The organism is Naumannella huperziae (assembly GCF_054073625.1).
Map to the genome: position 1 here is coordinate 498,666 of NZ_JBSXPH010000001.1, position 17,428 is coordinate 516,093.

The 17,428-nt window shown below is 72.0% G+C and carries 12 protein-coding genes; 5 read left to right on the forward strand and 7 right to left on the reverse strand.

Features of this window, described 5'->3' with window-relative positions; genetic code table 11:
* Window positions 1-59 precede the first annotated feature (59 nt).
* The 3 genes from ACXDC7_RS02420 to ACXDC7_RS02430 form a co-directional block, all read right to left on the reverse strand.
* Window positions 60-1,625, reverse strand: coding sequence for a M20/M25/M40 family metallo-hydrolase (locus tag ACXDC7_RS02420; protein WP_459221064.1), 1,566 nt, complete (start codon window positions 1,623-1,625; stop codon window positions 60-62).
* Between the two features lie 84 nt (window positions 1,626-1,709).
* Window positions 1,710-2,576 carry a M56 family metallopeptidase gene (locus ACXDC7_RS02425; protein ID WP_459221065.1) on the reverse strand — a complete coding sequence of 289 codons (867 nt, stop codon included), beginning with the start codon at window positions 2,574-2,576 and terminating at the stop codon, window positions 1,710-1,712.
* Between the two features lie 7 nt (window positions 2,577-2,583).
* Window positions 2,584-2,985 carry a BlaI/MecI/CopY family transcriptional regulator gene (locus ACXDC7_RS02430; RefSeq protein ID WP_459221066.1) on the reverse strand — a complete coding sequence of 134 codons (402 nt, stop codon included), beginning with the start codon at window positions 2,983-2,985 and terminating at the stop codon, window positions 2,584-2,586.
* Window positions 2,986-3,089: 104 nt separating this feature from the next.
* Between ACXDC7_RS02430 and ACXDC7_RS02435 the strand changes: the two genes are divergently transcribed.
* The 4 genes from ACXDC7_RS02435 to ACXDC7_RS02450 are packed head-to-tail and all read left to right on the forward strand — an operon-like array spanning window position 3,090 to window position 9,268.
* Window positions 3,090-4,586 carry a cytochrome ubiquinol oxidase subunit I gene (locus ACXDC7_RS02435; protein ID WP_459221067.1) on the forward strand — a complete coding sequence of 499 codons (1,497 nt, stop codon included), beginning with the start codon at window positions 3,090-3,092 and terminating at the stop codon, window positions 4,584-4,586.
* Between the two features lie 12 nt (window positions 4,587-4,598).
* Window positions 4,599-5,630 carry a cytochrome d ubiquinol oxidase subunit II gene (cydB, locus tag ACXDC7_RS02440; protein ID WP_459221068.1) on the forward strand — a complete coding sequence of 344 codons (1,032 nt, stop codon included), beginning with the start codon at window positions 4,599-4,601 and terminating at the stop codon, window positions 5,628-5,630.
* A gap of 10 nt (window positions 5,631-5,640) precedes the next feature.
* The gene (cydD, locus tag ACXDC7_RS02445) at window positions 5,641-9,012 is read left to right on the forward strand and encodes a thiol reductant ABC exporter subunit CydD (protein WP_459221069.1); all 3,372 of its coding nucleotides are present in this window, start codon (window positions 5,641-5,643) and stop codon (window positions 9,010-9,012) included.
* Window positions 8,990-9,268, forward strand: a complete 279-nt coding sequence (locus tag ACXDC7_RS02450; RefSeq protein ID WP_179444984.1) for an HU family DNA-binding protein — start codon at window positions 8,990-8,992, stop codon at window positions 9,266-9,268. Before cydD ends, ACXDC7_RS02450 begins: the two co-directional genes overlap by 23 nt.
* Before the next feature lie 194 nt (window positions 9,269-9,462).
* Here ACXDC7_RS02450 and ACXDC7_RS02455 read toward each other — a convergent pair whose 3' ends face one another.
* The 4 genes from ACXDC7_RS02455 to ACXDC7_RS02470 all read right to left on the reverse strand — a co-directional run bounded on the left by ACXDC7_RS02455 (window position 9,463) and on the right by ACXDC7_RS02470 (window position 15,568).
* Complete coding sequence (locus ACXDC7_RS02455) at window positions 9,463-11,286, reverse strand: hypothetical protein (RefSeq protein WP_179444983.1); 1,824 nt, start codon at window positions 11,284-11,286, stop codon at window positions 9,463-9,465.
* Window positions 11,283-13,019 carry an outer membrane protein assembly factor BamB family protein gene (locus ACXDC7_RS02460; RefSeq protein ID WP_459222793.1) on the reverse strand — a complete coding sequence of 579 codons (1,737 nt, stop codon included), beginning with the start codon at window positions 13,017-13,019 and terminating at the stop codon, window positions 11,283-11,285. Before ACXDC7_RS02460 ends, ACXDC7_RS02455 begins: the two co-directional genes overlap by 4 nt.
* Window positions 13,020-13,039: 20 nt before the next feature.
* Window positions 13,040-14,803: a hypothetical protein gene (locus ACXDC7_RS02465; RefSeq protein WP_459221070.1), complete on the reverse strand. Its 1,764-nt coding sequence runs from the start codon at window positions 14,801-14,803 to the stop codon at window positions 13,040-13,042.
* Window positions 14,804-14,920: 117 nt separating this feature from the next.
* Window positions 14,921-15,568: a pyridoxamine 5'-phosphate oxidase family protein gene (locus ACXDC7_RS02470; RefSeq protein WP_459222794.1), complete on the reverse strand. Its 648-nt coding sequence runs from the start codon at window positions 15,566-15,568 to the stop codon at window positions 14,921-14,923.
* A 100-nt stretch (window positions 15,569-15,668) separates the two neighbouring features.
* On the opposite strand from ACXDC7_RS02470, the gene ACXDC7_RS02475 reads away from it, so the two are divergent.
* Window positions 15,669-17,165 carry a mannitol dehydrogenase family protein gene (locus tag ACXDC7_RS02475; protein ID WP_459221071.1) on the forward strand — a complete coding sequence of 499 codons (1,497 nt, stop codon included), beginning with the start codon at window positions 15,669-15,671 and terminating at the stop codon, window positions 17,163-17,165.
* Window positions 17,166-17,428 lie beyond the last annotated feature (263 nt).

Genomic DNA, 17,428 nt, shown 5'->3' on the forward strand with positions numbered 1-17,428 from the left:
CACGGAACCAGCGCCTGCTCGGGCTCGATGCGGCGCGGACGCGACGACCTTCGGACTGATCAGGTACGCCGGCGCAGCAGCATCGCCCCGGCCAGCAACGCGGCCACGCCGAGCGCGGCGGCGCCCACGGCGGGGCCGCCGGTGGAGGCGAGGGGTACGCCGGGCGGGCGCGGGCGCGGCGCCGGAGCGGCCGTGGTCTGGCTCGGCACGGCGGTCGGGCTGGCGGTCGCGGTCGGCTCCGCCGAGGCCGTCGGAGCGGTCGTCTCGTCGCCGCCCGGCGGGGAACTCGGGCTGGTCGGGCTGCTCGGCGCGGTGCTCGACGGCGAACCGGTCGGCGACGGCGCCGGCACCGACTCGACCTCGAGGTCCAGCTCGATCGGGGCAAGCGGGTCCTGGGCGATGGTGACCGTGGTGGCTCCGGCCGGGGCGTCGTCGGGGACCGTCGCCCGCGCATCGAGGGCCCCATCCTCGCCGGCACGGACCGTGGCCACCGGCTGATCGCCGATCGTGATCTCGATCGGCTCGCCCGGCACGAAGCCGCTGCCGCTGATGGTGATCTCGGCGCCGGGCCGGGCCGCGCTCGGGTCGAGCTTCGCCGCCGGTGGCGCGACCCCGTTGATCGGCTCGCTGGACAGCCCGAGCGATGCGGCGGCGTAGGCCATCACGCCGGCATTGATTCCCACGCCTTCCAGGCTGACGTTGGCGAGGTCGTCACCGGCGCTGTGATAGTTCGGGTCGGGGAACTCGCCGGCGGTCCCGCCGAACTTCGCCGCCTCCTCCTCCGTCTTCGGGGCCTCTCTGCCGCCGGTGTAGAGGCCGCCGATGGGCACGCCCGCGTCGTGGAAGGCGTTGTAGTCGGTGCAGCACATCTCGCTCGGCTGCCACGGCTGGCCGATGGCGTCGAAATAGCCCGACTGGACGTCCATCGCCTGTGCCGATCCGTCGGCCAGGGGCTTGTCATTGTAGGTCTCGGCCTTGCCGTTCTCGACGCCGATCAGGTAGTTCGGCGAGCCGATCATGTCGTAGTTGTAGTAGACGACGAGTTGATCGACCTCGTCCTCGGAAAGCTCGCCGACATAGTGGCGCGAGCCCTCCAGGCCGGTCTCCTCGGCGCCCCAGAAGGCGAACCGGACCTGATTGTTCAGCGCGCCGAAGTCGGCCAGCTCGGTCGCCACCTGCAGCAGGGCCGCCGTGCCCGAGGCGTTGTCGTTCATCCCGGCGCCTGCCTCGACGCCGTCCCAGTGGGCGCCGAGCATGATCACATTGTCGGTACGCCCGGTCGGCGTCTCGGCGATCAGGTTCACCGACTCGTGTCCGGCGCGGGTGGTGAAGGTCTGGCGCTGCACGTCGTAGCCGGCCTCGGCCAGCCTGGTCGCGAGGTACTCCACGGTGGCGTCGCCGCCCGGCGTACCGTCCGCGCGATTGCCGCCGTTCTCGTCGGCGATCTTCTGCAGTGCGGCGAGATCGGCCGCGATCGCGTCGCGGTCGAGGTTCTCGGCGAAGGCCATCGGGTCCGGCGGCGCGGCGGCGGCACGGGGGGTCGCGGTGAGCGCCCCGGCCAGGCCGAGCAGCAGGATGGCGAGGGCTGCGGCCAGCCGGTGCCGCCCGGGTGTCGTTGCGTGCATCACGGATACTCCTGAGGACCGTTCGCGGTGCCCGCAGCCTAGAGCCTGGCACGCGCCCTGTCTGCCCTTTCTCCGCCGCCCGGTTCAGGATCCGATCGCGAGGATCACCGCGGGCAGCGCGACCAGCCCGGCGGCCAGGGCGTAGACGCCGGCGGCGAGCACCGGGTGGGCGTGATCGTGTCGGAGCCGGCGTACCCGCCGCAGCACCTGGCCACCGGCACCGAGCGCGTGCCGGGGCACCGGCGAGCCCGCCATGCTGACCAGGGCCCGCGCCAGGCTCTCCGGGCCGACCCGGCGGCGGGCGGCATCGTCGGCGAGCATCTCGACGAGCTCGCGGCACTCGGTGAGCGCGATGTCGCTGCGTACCGCATGCGGGAACGCCCGGTGCAGCGCGGTGAAGAAGTCCAGCACCACATCGTGCCGCGCGCGCAGGTGGGCCCGCTCGTGGGCGAGCACCGCGGCCACCTCGTCCGGCGCCAGGGTGTCCAGGGTGCCCTGGCTGAGCACGACGCGGGCATCGCGCAGGCCGGGCAGGCAGTACGCCATCGGCGCGGCCTCGGCGAGCACCCGCAGGCCGCGCTCGCGCGATGCCCGGGCCACGATGTCGACCGCGGCGCGGTGGCGGGCCCGCCGGTGACCGGTCTCCCGGGCCACCGCGACCACCGACCACACCAACCGCACCACCACGCTGCCGGCGAACAGCGCCGCCAGCGCCATCGCCGCGACCCAGACCAGCTCGGCCGGCCGGTGCTGCCACAGGTCCAGCCCGACCCGCACGCCGGCGCCGACGGCGGCGACCAGCGCCGCGACGGTGCCCGCCTGCCACAACACGATCGCCGCGCGGGGTACGCGATCCAGAAAGGACCAGCGGCGGACCCAGGCGGGCCCCGGCAGGACCAGGATCAGCGCCAATACCGCGAGCAACGGCCCGACCAGGATCTCGGGTCGCATGCCGGGCTCAGCGCTTGGTTGGTGGTTTGTCGCCGGCGGCCTCGACCGCGGCCAGCGCCTCGCGCAGCAGCGCGGCCTCCTCGGGCGTGACCCGGTCGGCGAAGGCGACCAGTGCGGCGCTGCGCTCGCCCGCGTCCACCCCGAGCGCGGTGTCCATGATCTCGGCGGCCAGGGCGTCACGGCCCTGGGCCGGCTGGTAGCGCCAGGCGCGGCCGTCGCGCTCGCGTACCACCAGTTCCTTCTTGGCCAGCCGATCCAGCACGGTCATCACGGTCGTGTAGGCGATCTCGCGGCGCTCGGCGAGGGCGGTGTAGACATCGCGGACGGTCTGCGAGCCGCCGGCACCCCACAGGTGATCCATGATCACGCGCTCGAGATCGCCGAGTCGTGCCTGCCGCCGCTTGCTCACCTGTCCGCCTGCCTGCTCATCACCGTGCAGCCTAACCGAATTCCTACTATCGGCCCTAGTACTACCACCTGGACTAGTACGACGCTCCGTAGTATGTTGCCGGCATGGACGCCGTATCCCTGGCGAGGTGGCAGTTTGCGATCACGACCGTCTACCACTTCTTCTTCGTTCCGCTGACGATCGGACTGAGCGGCCTGGTGGCCGTCATGCAGACGATCTGGCTGCGCACCGACAACGACCGGTGGCTGCAGTTGACCAAGTTCTTCGGCCGGCTGATGTTGATCAACTTCGCGATGGGCGTGGTCACCGGCATCGTCCAGGAGTTCCAGTTCGGGATGAACTGGAGCGAGTACTCCCGCTTCGTCGGCGACATCTTCGGCGCGCCGCTCGCGCTCGAGGGTCTGGTCGCCTTCTTCATGGAGTCGACCTTCCTCGGCCTGTGGATCTTCGGCTGGGACCGGCTGCCGCGCAAGGTGCACCTGGCCTGCATCTGGCTGGTGGCGATCGGCACCATCGCCTCGGCGTACTTCATCCTCGCCGCGAACTCGTTCATGCAGAACCCGGTCGGCTTCACCTACAACGCCGAACGCGGCCGCGCCGAACTGACCGACATCGGCGCCGTGCTGACCAATGAGGTCACCCTGGTCACCTTCCCGCACCAGATCTTCGCCTGCTACATGGTGGCCGGCGCCTTCGTCGCGGCGGTGGCCGGCTACTGGGTTCTGCGCCGCTCCCGCGAGCTGCGGGCCTCCGGAGCTGATCAGAACCCGGATGATCAGGGACCGGGCGCTCGGGACGGGGCCGATCCGGGTACGCCCGACCGCACCCTGCGTACCTTCGTCAACGCGTTGCGGCTCGGCGCGGCCACCTTGTTGATCTCCGGCATCGGCGTGCTGATCAGCGGCGACTTCCAGGCCAAGGTGATGACCCACGTCCAGCCGATGAAGATGGCGGCGGCCGAGGCGCTCTACAACACCGCGCAGCCGGCATCGTTCTCGATCTTCACGATCGGCTCGCTCGACGGCAGCCAGGAGCTGTGGTCGCTGCGCGTGCCCTACCTGCTGAGCTTCCTGTCCACCGGCTCGTTCACCGCGCCGGTGGAGGGGATCAACCAGTTGCAGGCCGCCTACGAGGCCACCTGGGGCCCGGGCACCTACTCGCCGAACATCCCGCTCGCCTACTGGAGCTTCCGGCTGATGATCGGCCTCGGGCTGGCGGCCATGGTGATCGGCGCGGCGATGTTGTGGTTCACCCGCAAGGGCGATGTGCCGCGCTGGCTGCTGCGGCTGCCCCGGTTCGGCACGCTGGTGCTGGTCGTCCTGCCGCTGCTGCCACTGTTCGCCAACTCGTTCGGCTGGATCTTCACCGAGACCGGCCGACAACCGTGGCTGGTCTTCGGGCTGATGCCGACCGCGACCGGGGTCTCGCCGTCGACCACGGTGATCGACGTTGCCATCTCGTTGACCGCGTTCACGTTGATCTACGGGATTCTCGCGGTGATCGAGGTACGCCTGATGCTGCGCTACATCGGCAAGGGACTGCAGGAGGAGCAGCAGCCCGAGATCGCCGACGACGACCAGCCGCTCTCCTTCGCCTACTGACCGGGGATCGCCATGGAACTCAATGTCATCTGGTTCGGCATCATCGCCACCTTGTGGATCGGCTATCTCGTCCTGGAGGGCTTCGACTTCGGGGTCGGGATGCTGCTCGCCAAACTGGCCCGCAACCGGACCGAGCGGCGGGTGATGATCAACACCATCGGACCGGTCTGGGACGGCAACGAGGTCTGGCTGCTGGTTGCCGGAGGGGCGACCTTCGCGGCCTTCCCCGACTGGTACGCCACGATGTTCAGCGGCTTCTACCTGCCGCTGCTGGTGATCCTGCTCGCGCTGATCATCCGCGGCGTCGCCTTCGAGTACCGGCACAAGCGCGATGACCCGCGCTGGCAGGCGAACTGGGAACGCTGCATCATCATCGGGTCCTTCGTGCCCAGCGTGTTGTGGGGCGTGGCCTTCGCCAACCTGCTGCAGGGCGTACCGATCGATGCGGAGAAGAACTTCGTCGGCTCGCTGGCCTCGCTCATCTCGCCCTACACCCTGCTCGGCGGGCTGTTGACCTGCGGGGTGTTCCTCACCCACGGTGCGATCTTCACCGCGCTGAAGACGCTGGGTGATCTTCGCCTGCGGGCTCGCCGGTACGCCGTGCGGATCGGGCTGGCGACGGCGGTCGTCGCCGTTGTCTTCATCGCCTGGACCGCGCTGGCGTACTCCCACACCATGCTGACCTGGGTCTTCGGCGGCGTGACGGCGATCGCCTTCCTGGCGGGGCTGGCCGCGATCGCGGCTGGCCGCGAGGGCTGGGCGTTCCTCGGCACCGCGGTCGCGATCCTCGCCTTCACCTGCATGGTCTTCGCGACGCTCTTCCCGAATGTGATGGTCTCCTCGCTGAACCCCGCCTGGAACCTCACCATCGCGAACTCGTCGTCGACGCCGTACACGCTGCAGATCATGACCATCGCCGCGGTGATCTTCACCCCGATCGTGATCGGCTACCAGGCCTGGACCTATTGGGTCTTCCGGCGGCGCCTCGGCACCCAGCACATGCCCGAGGCGGCAGTAGGCTCCGACGAGCCCGCTGCCAACTGAGGAGGGCCCGATGGCCAAAGGCCCGGTCGACCCGCGCCTGCTCCGGCGCAGCCGACCCACTCGCCGGTTCGTCGGTGCGCTGATCGTCCTCGGGTTGGCCCAGGCCGTGGTCCTGATCGGTCAGGCCTGGCTGCTGGCGGTCTCTGTCTCCGGGATGGTCGCCGGCCGGCCGTGGCCCGAGTTCGTCCCCCAGCTCGCCGGCGTCGCCGCGGGCTTCGCGGTGCGGGCCGCCCTGTCGGCCGGGCAGCAGTGGGCGGGTCAGCGGGCCGCGGCCGCGGTGAAGTCGCGGCTGCGGGCCGATCTGCTCCGGGCCCGGCTGGACCGGCCGTTCGCCGCCGACACCTCCGGCGGCCGGCTGGTCACCCTGGTCACCGAAGGGGTCGAGGCGCTCGACGGGTGGTACTCGGGATATCTGCCGCAGCTCGTCCTGGCCGCGATCGTGCCCCTCACCCTGCTGGTGGCGATCGCCACCGCCGACCCGACCTCGGCGGTGATCATCGCCGTCACACTGCCGCTGATCCCGATCTTCATGGTGCTGATCGGGCTCGCGACCAGGGACCGGATGGATGCGCGCTGGCGCTCGAATGCCCGGCTCGGCCATCACTTCGCCGACCTGCTCGCCGGGCTGCCGACCCTGCAGGTCTTCGGCCGCGCGCGCAGCCAGTTGGCCGGGCTGCGCCGGGTCGAGGAGCGCCACCGCGGCGCCACCCTGCAGGTGCTGCGGGTCGCGTTCTTGTCGGCGCTGGTGCTGGAGGTGCTGGCGACGCTGTCCGTGGCGTTGGTGGCGGTCAGCATCGGGCTGCGGGTGGTGACCGGGGAGTTCACCTTGTTGCTCGGTCTGTTCGCGCTGGTGCTGGCACCGGAGGTGTATCTACCGCTGCGCCAGGTCGGCGCCCGCTACCACGATGCGGCCGACGGGATGGCCGCCGCGGAGGAGGCCTTCGCGCTGATCGACGCGGAGTCGCGTGCGCCCGGCGGCACCCGGGTCGATCTGCGCGAGGCGGCGATCGAGTTCGACGAGGTGGCGCTGGCCCCGGCCGCCGCGGCGCCGGCGGCCCAGCGCGAGCTGTCCTTCGTGATCGGCCCGGGCGAGGTGGTGGCGGTGGCCGGTCCGAGCGGGGCGGGCAAGACCACGCTGCTGCGGGCCCTGCTCGGCCACGGGAATGTGGTCGCCGGCCGGGTCCTGATCGGCGGCGTACCCATTGCCGATCTTGATCGCGAACACCTGCTCGGCCAGGTCGCCTGGGTGGAACAAGATCCTCGACTGCTGCCCGGGACGATCGCCGAGAATGTGGCGCTCGGGGCGCCGGGCGCGCCACCCGGGCGGGTGATCGCGGCGCTGCGGCGCGCGGGTGCGGACGCTCTGGCGCCCGAACGAGAGCTCGGGGTCGACGGCGGGGGCCTGTCCGCCGGAGAGGTACGCCGGATCGCGCTCGCCCGGGCCCTGCTCCGGATCGAGTGCGGCGGCGCCCAGGTTCTGCTGCTCGACGAGCCCACCGCCGGGCTGGACCGGGCAACCGAGGCCCGGGTGGTCCGCGGCCTGGCCGATCTTGGTGTCACGGTGATCGTGATCAGCCACCGCACCGCCGCCCTGGACCTCGCCGGGCAGGTGATCTCGCTCCCGCCGAGCCCGGTCGCCACGACGCCACCGCTCGAGGACCCGGCCGGCGAGGCGGATCCGCGAGACGACGATGCGCGGGCGGCCGAGCCGAGGACCGCTCCCGTCCCATCCGGTGGCGACGGGCTGGTCTCCCGGCTCTGGGTCCGAGGCGGCTGGCACCGGCGGGCGCTGTGGTCCGGGACGCTGCTGCTCGGGGCCGCGGCGGCCGGCTGCGCCGTCGCGCTGCTCGGCACCTCCGGTTGGCTGCTGGCCAAGGCCTCCGAACAGCCGCCCGTCCTGCACCTGATGGTGGCCGTGGTGGCGGTGCGCTTCTTCGGCCTCGGCCGCGGGGTGTTTCGCTATGCGGAACGCCTGTCCGGCCACGATCTCGGATTGCGAGACCAGTCGGCGTTGCGCCTGCGTACCTTCGCCGCCCTCGCCGACTCCCCCGCGGCCGCCCGCCGACACGGCGAGCTCGTCGACCGCCTGGTCGGCGACGTCGCGGCCGCCCAGGACCTCGTGCTGCGCGCCCGGCTGCCCCTGCTCGCCCACGCGGTGGTGAGCGTCGCCGTGGTCGCCTTCCTGGCCCGGTGGTCGCTGCCTGTTGCCGCGCTGTTCGCGGGGTACGCCGTCCTCGCCGGCTGGATCTGGCCCCGGGTCGGCGCCCTGATCTCCACCCGCGCCGACCGCCGGCTCGGGACGCTGCGCGGCGCGCTGGCCGAACAGGCCTTCCTGATCCATCGGCACGCTCCGCTGCTGCACACGCACGGGGCCGGTGCCCGTCAGCTCGCCCGGCTGGCCGATGCCGACGCGGCCCTGGTCGCCGGCGAGCGGCGGGCGGCCACCGCACGCGCGCTCGCCGCGGCGGGACAGTTGCTCGTCCTCGCGGCGGCCTGGCCGTTGATGATCATCGCCGCGCAACAGGCCGCTGCCAGCGGCGCCTGGACAACGATCATGATCGCCACGGTCGCGCTCCTCCCGCTGGCGCTGCACGAGTTGTACGCCCAGCACACGGCCGCCATGCAGGCCGGAATCCGTTCCACAGCGGCGATCGCGCGGGTTGAGCAGACGATCGAGCAGGCCGCCGAGCTGCCCTACCCGCCGCCACCGGAGCCGCTGGGAGAGCCGGGAATCGCCGCCGATCAGCTCGTCCTGCAGCGCGGATCGCTGCCGCCGGTCGATCTTCGCGTGCGGCCCGGGGACCGGATGGTGATCGCCGGTCCCTCCGGCGTCGGCAAGTCCACCCTGTTGGCCACGCTGCTGGGCCAGTTGCCCGTCGGGTCGGGCCGGATCGCCACCGGCGGGCTGGTCGGCTGCCTGGGCCAGGATGCGCACATCTTCGACACCACCGTCGCCGAGAACGTCCGGCTGGGCGACCCCGGAGCCGACGAGGTCGCCGTGCACGCCGCTCTGGTCGCCGCCGGGCTGCCCGGACTGCCTCCGGACCGCCGGGTGGGCGAGCACGGGAGTTCGGTGTCCGGCGGCGAGGGGCGACGGCTGGCGCTCGCCCGGGTGCTCGCGCAGCGCCCGGACGTGTTGCTGCTGGACGAGCCCACCGAGCACCTGGACAGCCCGACCGCGCGTGCCCTGCTCGCCGACATCGACGCCGCCCTGCCGGACGCCGCGATTCTCGTCGTCAGTCATCAGCCCGACCTGATCCGCGACACGTGGGGGCCCCGTACGCGCGTCGCCGACGTGACAGGCGGCCCGGTGGGGATAAAGTGTCAGCCGACCGACTTCCAATCAGCAAAGGAATCTCATGACCAAGAAGGAACTCGTTGACGCGATCGCCAAGGAAGCGGACCTGACCCAGGCCGACGCCGACAAGGCCCTGGGGGCCGTCGTGTCCGCCATCTCGGGCGCGCTGGCCAAGGGTGACAAGGTTGCCGTGCCGGGCTTCGGTACCTTCGAGGTCCGCGAGCGCTCCGCGCGCTCCGGTCGCAACCCGCAGACCGGCGAGACCATCCAGATCGCCGCCTCCAAGGCTCCGGCGTTCAAGCCGGCCACCCAGCTTAAGAGCGCCGTCTCCGGCAAGTGATCTTGCGCTGATCAAGTATCCGGCGCGCCCGTCACCGATCCGGTGGCGGGCGCGTCTGTGCTCCCGGGCGCCCCTCATCCACCCGCGGCCCGTCCCGCACTCGCGATGATCAACGCCGCGCCCGCCGACTCAGCCCGCGGATGAGAACCCCACCCACCAAACGCGAACCCAACCGGCACCCGCGAACGTGACAGTCAGCGATTGATCACCGAGACGTCGGTCATGCGTTCGGCCTCCGGGTCGACCTCGCGGCCGCCGGCAAGGGTGATCAACAACCCGGCCACCACGGCGACGGCCGCCACACTGCCGACGAGCTGGCTGCCGGCGCCGGTGAACACCTCCAGGTCGATCGCCGATTCGGAGTACCGGCTGATCGCGATCATCAGCAGCGCGAGGCTCGCGAACAGCGCGTTCGCGGCGAACAACAGCACCCGTGCGGCGCGAGGGAAACCGGGTGAGTCGACGTGGGTGAAGTCAGCATCGGTCAGCACGCGCCACAACAGACCGAACAGCACCGCGGCGATGCCGCTGGCCCCCAGCAGCCAGGCCACCGGATCGGCGATCTGGTCGCGATAGGGCAGCACCAGACAGAACGCAAGACCCGCCAGCAGCCCGAACCGCCGGGTCGGCCCGAGCTGCCGGCGGACCGCCCAGCTCAGCGCGGCGAGCACCAGGATCAGCACACAGCCGGCCAGCAACACCGGCTCCAGCAGGGGCAGATCCAGCCACGCGCCGAGCATCAGCAACGACCAGCCGACCAGCCCCACCCAGACGAGCGCCGAAACCAGGTTGCCCCGCCGGGCGTACCAGATCGCCAGCACCGCTGCCGGCAGCGCGAGGAACGCCCGGATCGGCTCCATCTCCAGACCCGAGATCCGGTCGCCCAGCGCGTTCAGCGGATCGCCCAGGCCGGTGCCCGACACACCGTTCAACGAGATACCCAGCGCCAGCAGTACGGTCTTGACCAGGACGGGCAGGGTGACCACCGTCCCGACCGGGAGGGCCAGCACCGCGGCGCTCCCGAGGATCCGCAGCGGAGTGGGGTCGAGACCGCGACCGGGTGCCCGCCGGACGAAAAGCACCACCAGCGCGGTCAGGGCGATCAGCGCGGCGAGCACCGCGAGATTGCCGGGCAGCACACCCGGCAACGCGGCCGGCGGGTACCGATTGACGAACGACGCCACACACGCCGCGACCAAGGCCGCGAAGATCAGCCACCACAGCACGGGAACCCGTCGACGCTGCGAACCGAACCGCGCGCGGGCCAGGTGGCCGGCACCGATCCGACCGGTCTCCCCGCGCAACTCCGAGACCGACCAGATTGCGGCACTGCCGACCAGCTCGACGAAGGCGCTGCCGGCCGCGAAGGCCGCCGGGATGGCCAGCGGGATCAACCCCAGCAACACCACGGTGGTCACCGAACCCGTGACATCGGAGCCGAGCGCGCTGCCAGCGATGGAGATCAGCGCCACCGGCAGGGTGAAGACCAACACCACGATCGCCAGGATCAGCACGAACTCCAACCAGTGGAAGCTCTCTCGCCAGCGGACCAGGATGATCAACAACAAGAAGAGCAACGGGACCAGGATGACCAGCCGCAGCGAACCGAGCACCGCCATGAACCCGCCCGCGGGGAGCAGGGCAATCGCGGTGGCCACGAACAGCCCGGGGATCCGGACGGCGGGATGGACGTGCAAAAGCCCGGTCAGCAGCAGGGCGAGACACAGCGTCAGGATCATGATCACTACGGGTCCGGCGACCCGCGGATAGGTCATCAGGTCACCGGCCAGCACCAGCTCGGTCGACGAACGCATCGGCCCCGAGACCAAGATCATCGCAATGGCGATCAGATAGCAGACAGCCGTACCGATCATGATCGCGCGAAGGCCGGGCGGCCAGCCGCTGGGCCTGGGGCTGCCCCGGCGTACCGGAACCACGAAGACCTCACGGACGAAGCCGCGCACCCCGCCGGCCAGCCGACCGGTGCGGGTGTCGGGATTGATCAGCCGGCCGCTCACGGCGCCAGTTCCTTGGCAGCGCGCTGGATGATCAGATACGGGCTGGGCCCCGCGATCAGGGTCGGCGCCGCCAGCTCGGGCCAGGCGACCAGCTCGCTGCCGTCGGCGATCAGCCTGGTTCCCCCTGGCGCACCGACGAGGACCCGGCCGTCGGCATCCATTGCCAGCGCGGACGCGGCGGACACCGGCGCCCGCCAGCGCTCGGCGCCGTCGGCCGCCGCGACCGCGGTCACCAGCTCGTCCCCGGCGACCACCACGATGCCGGCTGCCGCCGCGCCGGCTCGTGGGTAGCCCGGCAGCGACCAGACCTCATTGCCGGTGATCGGATCCAATGCCGAGACCCCGGCCCGGTTGGCGACCAGCACCCGATCGCCCGCCCCGATCAGCCAGAACGGGTTGTCATCGCCGAGCTCGATGCGCCAGCGCGGCGTACCGTCGGCCAGCGCGAAACCCTCGATCCGATTCCCGGCGGCGACCGCGACCACGTCGTCGGCGACAGCCATCCGCACCGCGTCCGGGGTCTCGGTGCGCCACAGCTCCCGGCCGGTGGCCCGGTCGAGCGCGCTGGTCGACCCGTCGAGCGTGGTCACGACGATCGCGCTCCCGATCTGCTGCGGCGCGTCCGCGGGCAGATCCGGGAGCTCGGCCACCCACAACGGGCGGCCGAAGCCGTCGACCGCCCACAGCCGGCGCTGCAGGGTGGCCGCAAGTGCGAACCCGCCCGCCGGCACCAGGGACACCACCTGTCCGATGCCCAGCCAGCCCGCCGTGGACCAGCCCTCACCGCTGCGGCGGCGGACCGTCAGGCCCGGCGTGTCGACGGTCGCCACGGCCACAGCTTCGGGGCCGATCGGGGCCAGCTCGTCCACGGTGCCCTCGATCACGTCGCGCGGGCGGTTCAACCGGGGCCAGACCTCCGGACCGGGCAGCGGGGGCATCGACAGGTCGGGGCGCGGCGCGGCGCGCAGCGGGCCGCCGCCGGCATCGAGTTCCACCCGGCCGCGGCCAGCGCACCAACCCTCGGCCACGATCGGCCACGGCACCGCGCCGGTCAGCAGGTCGCCGGTGGTGCGTACCCGCAGGCAGCCCTGCCCGAGTTCGGGCGCCGGTTCGGCGATGCGTTCCAGGCGGTACGCCCCGATCGGGCGCTCGCCGCTGTAGACATCGCCGGCCGTCACCCAGGCCGAGCCCGCGACCACATCGGCGGGCAGTTCGAGCACCCCGGGCTCGAAGCGGAAGCTGCCGTCGCCGGCGACGTCGGGGCCGCGCGATCGGCGCAGGCCGCCCAGGCGCAGGCCGTCGTCGGTGGTCCGTGCCATCAGCCGCAGGCCGAGTGTCCGGTCCGGCTCGCCCGGCACCTGTTCGTCGATGCTCGTGGTCACCGTCCAGGAGACCATCGACTCGAAACCCGTCGTGTCCTTGAACTCCGGCGGCCCCAGGGCGGCCGGCGCCGAGCTGGTGCGTACCTGTGTCTGCACGCTCACCGGGTGCGGGCCGCCGGCGAGCCAGGTCAGCGACTCCCCCTCGGGCAGGTACGCCTCGGCGTCGCCGCCCGTGTTGAGCACCGGGAGGCGGATGATCGACGTCGCCGAGATGGCAGCCGCGACCACCAGCGACAACACCACCAGCACCGCCCCGGCGCGCGAGCGGCGCCGCGCCGGCGGGCCGACCGGCGGCGCGAACGGCGGTGGAGGTGGCAGCGCCGGCCCGGGTCGCGCACCCCCACTCGTCATCACGCGGACACCCTAAGAGGTCAGGGGCCGCAGAATGCGGCGCGCGCGGTCGCGGGATCGCCCGGGATGGACAGGGTGGTCAGCGCGGGCGCGAGCGCGACATTGCGCCAGAAGCGCGGCCACGTCAGGGGTTCGGTGACCGCATCGGAGAGTTCTCCCAGCTCGCCACACCCCAGGGCGGCCGAGGCCTCGGCCGCGGCGAGCCCGGGATCGGAGACGGCGACGGTGTCCAGATCTGCGTAGCGGGCCAGCCGCCAGACCTCCGGCGCCTCCTGGGTGTGGCCCGGCCGGGCCATCCCGCCCTCGCGGCCGACGTCCACCCGGGCCGTGATCGGGTCGGCGAGCGAGAGCCGGTCGACCACCAGCGCGCCGGGCGCGGTGCCGGCCTCGTAGCCGATGATCCCGATCGCTGCGTGAGCGATCACGGTGTCGCCGGGCCGGGCGGCGGGCCAGGTCGGTGCGTCCGGATCTGTGGGGTCCGGCTTGTAGTAGGAGATCCCCGCGGCATGATCACGGCGTACCGCCGCCCCGGGCAGCCCGGCATAGGTCCAGTCGGCGGACGTGACGGGGCCGGGTACGCCGTTGATCATGGACCAGAAGGAACGCTCGTCGGCCAGCCCCTGGCGATCGAATGCGCCCCCGTAGTCGACCCGGAGCGCGGGCACCGCGACCAGCGCCCAGCCGGTGATCACCGCAACCGCGGCAGCGGCGGGGGTACGCAGCGACGCCACCCGCAGCACCGCCAGCGGTGCCAGCATCGCGAACAACCCGGGCAGCAGCATCCGGCCGTGCATGAAGTCGCCGCCCACCCGGACCACGTAGAGCGTGTGCAGCGCCCCGGCCAGGAACGGCGCCGCGGCGACCGCGCGCGCGCCCCGCCCGCGCGGGAGCAGCCGGCCGGCCAGCAGCGCCGCGGCCAGCGCCAGCAGCGGCACGAGCAGCCAGTAGGTGGCGTACAGATCGGACAGGTAGTGAAATCCGGCGGACCAGTCGCTGCCGCTCGCATCCTTGGCGATCGCGGTGTTCGGGACCAGCGCGGCGAAATAGCCGGCGCGGAACACCTCATAGACCAGCGGGAGCGCCAGCGCGGCGACGGCGGCGGCGAGGACCCCGCGCACGTTGCGGCGGCTGGTCAGCACCAGCGCGATCGCGAAGGCGAGCGAGAAGAGCGCGAAGTCCGGGCGTACCAATGGCCCGAGACCGATCACGACCGGTACGCCGAGCGGGCGCCAGGCGGGTAGGTCCGACACTGTCGCCGGGTCGGTCGGGAGTCGGCGGGCCAGCAGCCAGCAACAGGCACCGATCCAGCAGAAGCCGAGCCCGGTCTCCAGGCCCGAGCTGGCGAAGTCCCACATCGGCGGCAATGCCGCAAGCACCAGGGTGCCCGCGGGGAGCGCGATGCCGCCGACGGGCCGGGTCAGCCGGAGCCCGGCGAGGGTGACCAGCACGAACCCGGCCACGGTCAGCGCGACCCCGAGCCAGACGGCGCTGATCCCCACCTCGAGTCCGCCGGTGAGCGCACGACCGGCGACCATCAACCACAGCCACAGCGTGGAGGTGGTGACCTCGACCCGCTCGCCGGCGTTGTAGACCGGACCGTTGCCCGCGAGGATCTGCTCGACCACCCGGGCGTTGATGTAGCCGTCGTCGGACATCCAGCGCCGGTGGGCGCCGGCGATGGCGATCAGGACGATGGGTACGCCGAGCGCGACGAGGGACAGCCGGGGCGCCAGCGACCCGGCGGTGCCCGCCGGTTCGGGCGCCGTTGCCGTCTGCGTCACCACGGCTGGTGAGCGTACTCCCGCGAGGCTCCCCGTGGGTCCCAATCGTGTCGTCGGTTATCGCCCCCTGGGAGGGCTCCCAGGGGGCGATAACCGACGACACGATTGGGAGGGCGAGGGTCAGGAGCGGGCGCCGCGCAGGCCCTGGACCGAGGCGGGCGCCTCGACACCGGGGGCCAGATCGGGCTCCGGAACGGGATCGCCCCAGACCTCCGCCAGCGGGACGACGCCGCGCCAGGCGTTCGGATCGCGCCCGGCGGGGCCCGCACCGGCATCGCGTACCTTGACGATCCACCGACCATCGCGGACCGGCAGCCGCAGGGTGAGGGTCGCCGCGCGGTCCTTGCGGGTCATGTCGACCACCTCGGCGGGCCGGCCCGGCACCAGCCGCTCGGACAGGGCGATCAGCGCGTCCCACTCCTCGTCCTCGCCGACCACCTCGAGATTTCCGCGGACCACCGCCGAACGGTAGTTGGCCGAGTGGTCGAAGAGGTGATCGGCGAGCACCACCCCGTCGATCCGGGCGACGGTGAACGCCGCGGGCGCGCCGGCGCCGACGTGGCGCAGCGCGCCGGCGCCGGTCGAACCGTGCAGCAGGATGTGGTCGCCGTGCCGGGCGTACAGCATCGGCACCGCCCAGGGCTCCCCGTCGACGACCGTGGCCAGCGTGCCGACCAGCATCGCGTCGAGCACGGCATCCAGCTCGGCGCGGTCGGTGCGGCCCCGGTCGGGCTTGCGGTGCAGGGTGGTCAGGTGGTCGGTGGTCATCGTCACCCGGCCAGCGAACGCCATTGCGGCCTCTCGCACAAGGCCAGAATGTTCCGTAGCCACTGACCAGTTTCGGAGCGCACGGGCGTACCGTGTGCTGGTGGCATCTGACAACGGCGGCGCGGCCGCCCTCTCGTTGACCGACGACGCGCTCGACCGGCTGCCGGCCGAGGTCGGGCGCCCCCGCTACGACCGCTCGGAGGTGCGCGCCGGGATCGCGCACTTCGGGGTGGGGAACTTCCACCGCTCGCACCAGGCGATGTATCTGGACCGGCTGCTGAACGACGGCGAGGCGGCGGACTGGGGCATCTGTGGGGTCGGGCTGATGCCGCGCGACGCCCAGATGCGCGACGCGCTGCGCGCGACGGACGGACTGTTCACGCTGGTGCTCAAGCATCCGGACGGTACGCGGGAGGCGCGGGTGATCGGATCGATCATCGACTATCTCTATGCCCCCGACGATCCCGAGGCGGTGCTGGAGAAGCTCGCCTCGCCGCAGATCAGGATCGTCTCGCTGACGGTGACCGAGGGTGGCTACAACTTCGACCCGGTGACCGGAGAGTTCGATCTTGACAATCCGGCGGTCGCGGCCGATCTGCGCGGGGACGCGCCGCCCGCGACCACCTTCGGCCTGATCATCGAGGGATTGCGGCGACGGCGCGAACGCGGGATCGAGCCGTTCACGATCATGAGCTGCGACAACATCCAGGGCAACGGGGACATGGCCCGGCGTTCGTTCGCGGCCTATGCCCGGGCGGCCGATCCCGAACTGGCCGACTGGCTGGAGGCAAATGTCGCCTTCCCGAACTCGATGGTCGACCGGATCACGCCGGTGACCACCGACGACGACCGCGCCGAGGTGCGTGAGCGGTGGGGGATCGAGGATCCGTGGCCGGTGGTGGCCGAGCCGTTCACCCAGTGGGTGCTGGAAGATCATTTCCCGGCCGGCCGGCCGCCGCTGCAGGACGCTGGCGTACAGGTCGTCGACGAGGTCGAGCCGTATGAGCTGATGAAGCTGCGGCTGTTGAACGCCAGCCACCAGGGGATCGCGTACTTCGGCTGGCTGCTCGGGTATCGGCTCGTGCACGATGCTGCGCGCGATCCGTTGCTGGCCCGGTTCCTGCGGCGCTACATGGACGACGAGGCGACGCCGACGCTGCGTCCGGTGCCGGGTGTTGATCTTGGCGAGTACAAGGACACGCTGCTGGAGCGGTTCGGCAATCCGGAGGTACGCGACACCGTCGCCCGGCTGGCCGCCGACTCGTCCAACCGGATCCCGAAGTGGCTGGTGCCGGTGATCAACGAGCAGCTCGCCGCCGGCCGCCCGGTGGCGTTGTCCGCGGCGATCGTGGCGTCCTGGGCGCGCTATGCCGAGGGCGTCGATGAGTCCGGTGAGCCGATCGAGGTCGTCGACCAGTTCGCCGAGGAGCTGGTGCCGCTGGCCCGCTCCCAGGCAGACGACCCGCTCGCCTTCGTGAAGAACCGGTCGCTGTTCGGCGATCTCGCCGAGCGGCCCGAGTTCACCGAGCCCTATCTGTGGGCACTGCGGTCCCTGCACGAGCGAGGCGCGCGGGCCACCCTGGAGGACCTGGTCTGAGGCTCTCCCTCGCGGGCGCCGACCGACCCCGCGCCTGCCGCCCGACCTCGCGCCAGCCGCCCGACCCCGCGCCACGGCGTACGCCCCCGCGAGCCCGGGCGCATGCCGAACTTGCAGTTGCCTGCGGTGCCCGCCACGCATGCGCAAGTTGGGCATGCCCCGGGAGCGGGAGCGGGGCCGCGGCTCGGCGTACGCCTCGCCCGCGCGAACCCAACCGGCAGCCGCGAGCCCGGGCGCATGCCGAACTTGCAGTTGCCTGCGGT

Bases quoted from the DNA above. Each gene is read 5' to 3' on its own strand.
- ACXDC7_RS02435 (WP_459221067.1), top strand. From the start codon at position 3,090: ATGGACGCCGTATCCCTGGCGAGGTGGCAGTTTGCGATCACGACCGTC.
- ACXDC7_RS02470 (WP_459222794.1), bottom strand. From the start codon at position 15,568: ATGACCACCGACCACCTGACCACCCTGCACCGCAAGCCCGACCGGGGC.
- ACXDC7_RS02460 (WP_459222793.1), bottom strand. From the start codon at position 13,019: ATGACGAGTGGGGGTGCGCGACCCGGGCCGGCGCTGCCACCTCCACCG.
- ACXDC7_RS02450 (WP_179444984.1), top strand. From the start codon at position 8,990: ATGACCAAGAAGGAACTCGTTGACGCGATCGCCAAGGAAGCGGACCTG.
- ACXDC7_RS02420 (WP_459221064.1), bottom strand. From the start codon at position 1,625: ATGCACGCAACGACACCCGGGCGGCACCGGCTGGCCGCAGCCCTCGCC.
- cydD (WP_459221069.1), top strand. From the start codon at position 5,641: ATGGCCAAAGGCCCGGTCGACCCGCGCCTGCTCCGGCGCAGCCGACCC.
- cydB (WP_459221068.1), top strand. From the start codon at position 4,599: ATGGAACTCAATGTCATCTGGTTCGGCATCATCGCCACCTTGTGGATC.
- ACXDC7_RS02425 (WP_459221065.1), bottom strand. From the start codon at position 2,576: ATGCGACCCGAGATCCTGGTCGGGCCGTTGCTCGCGGTATTGGCGCTG.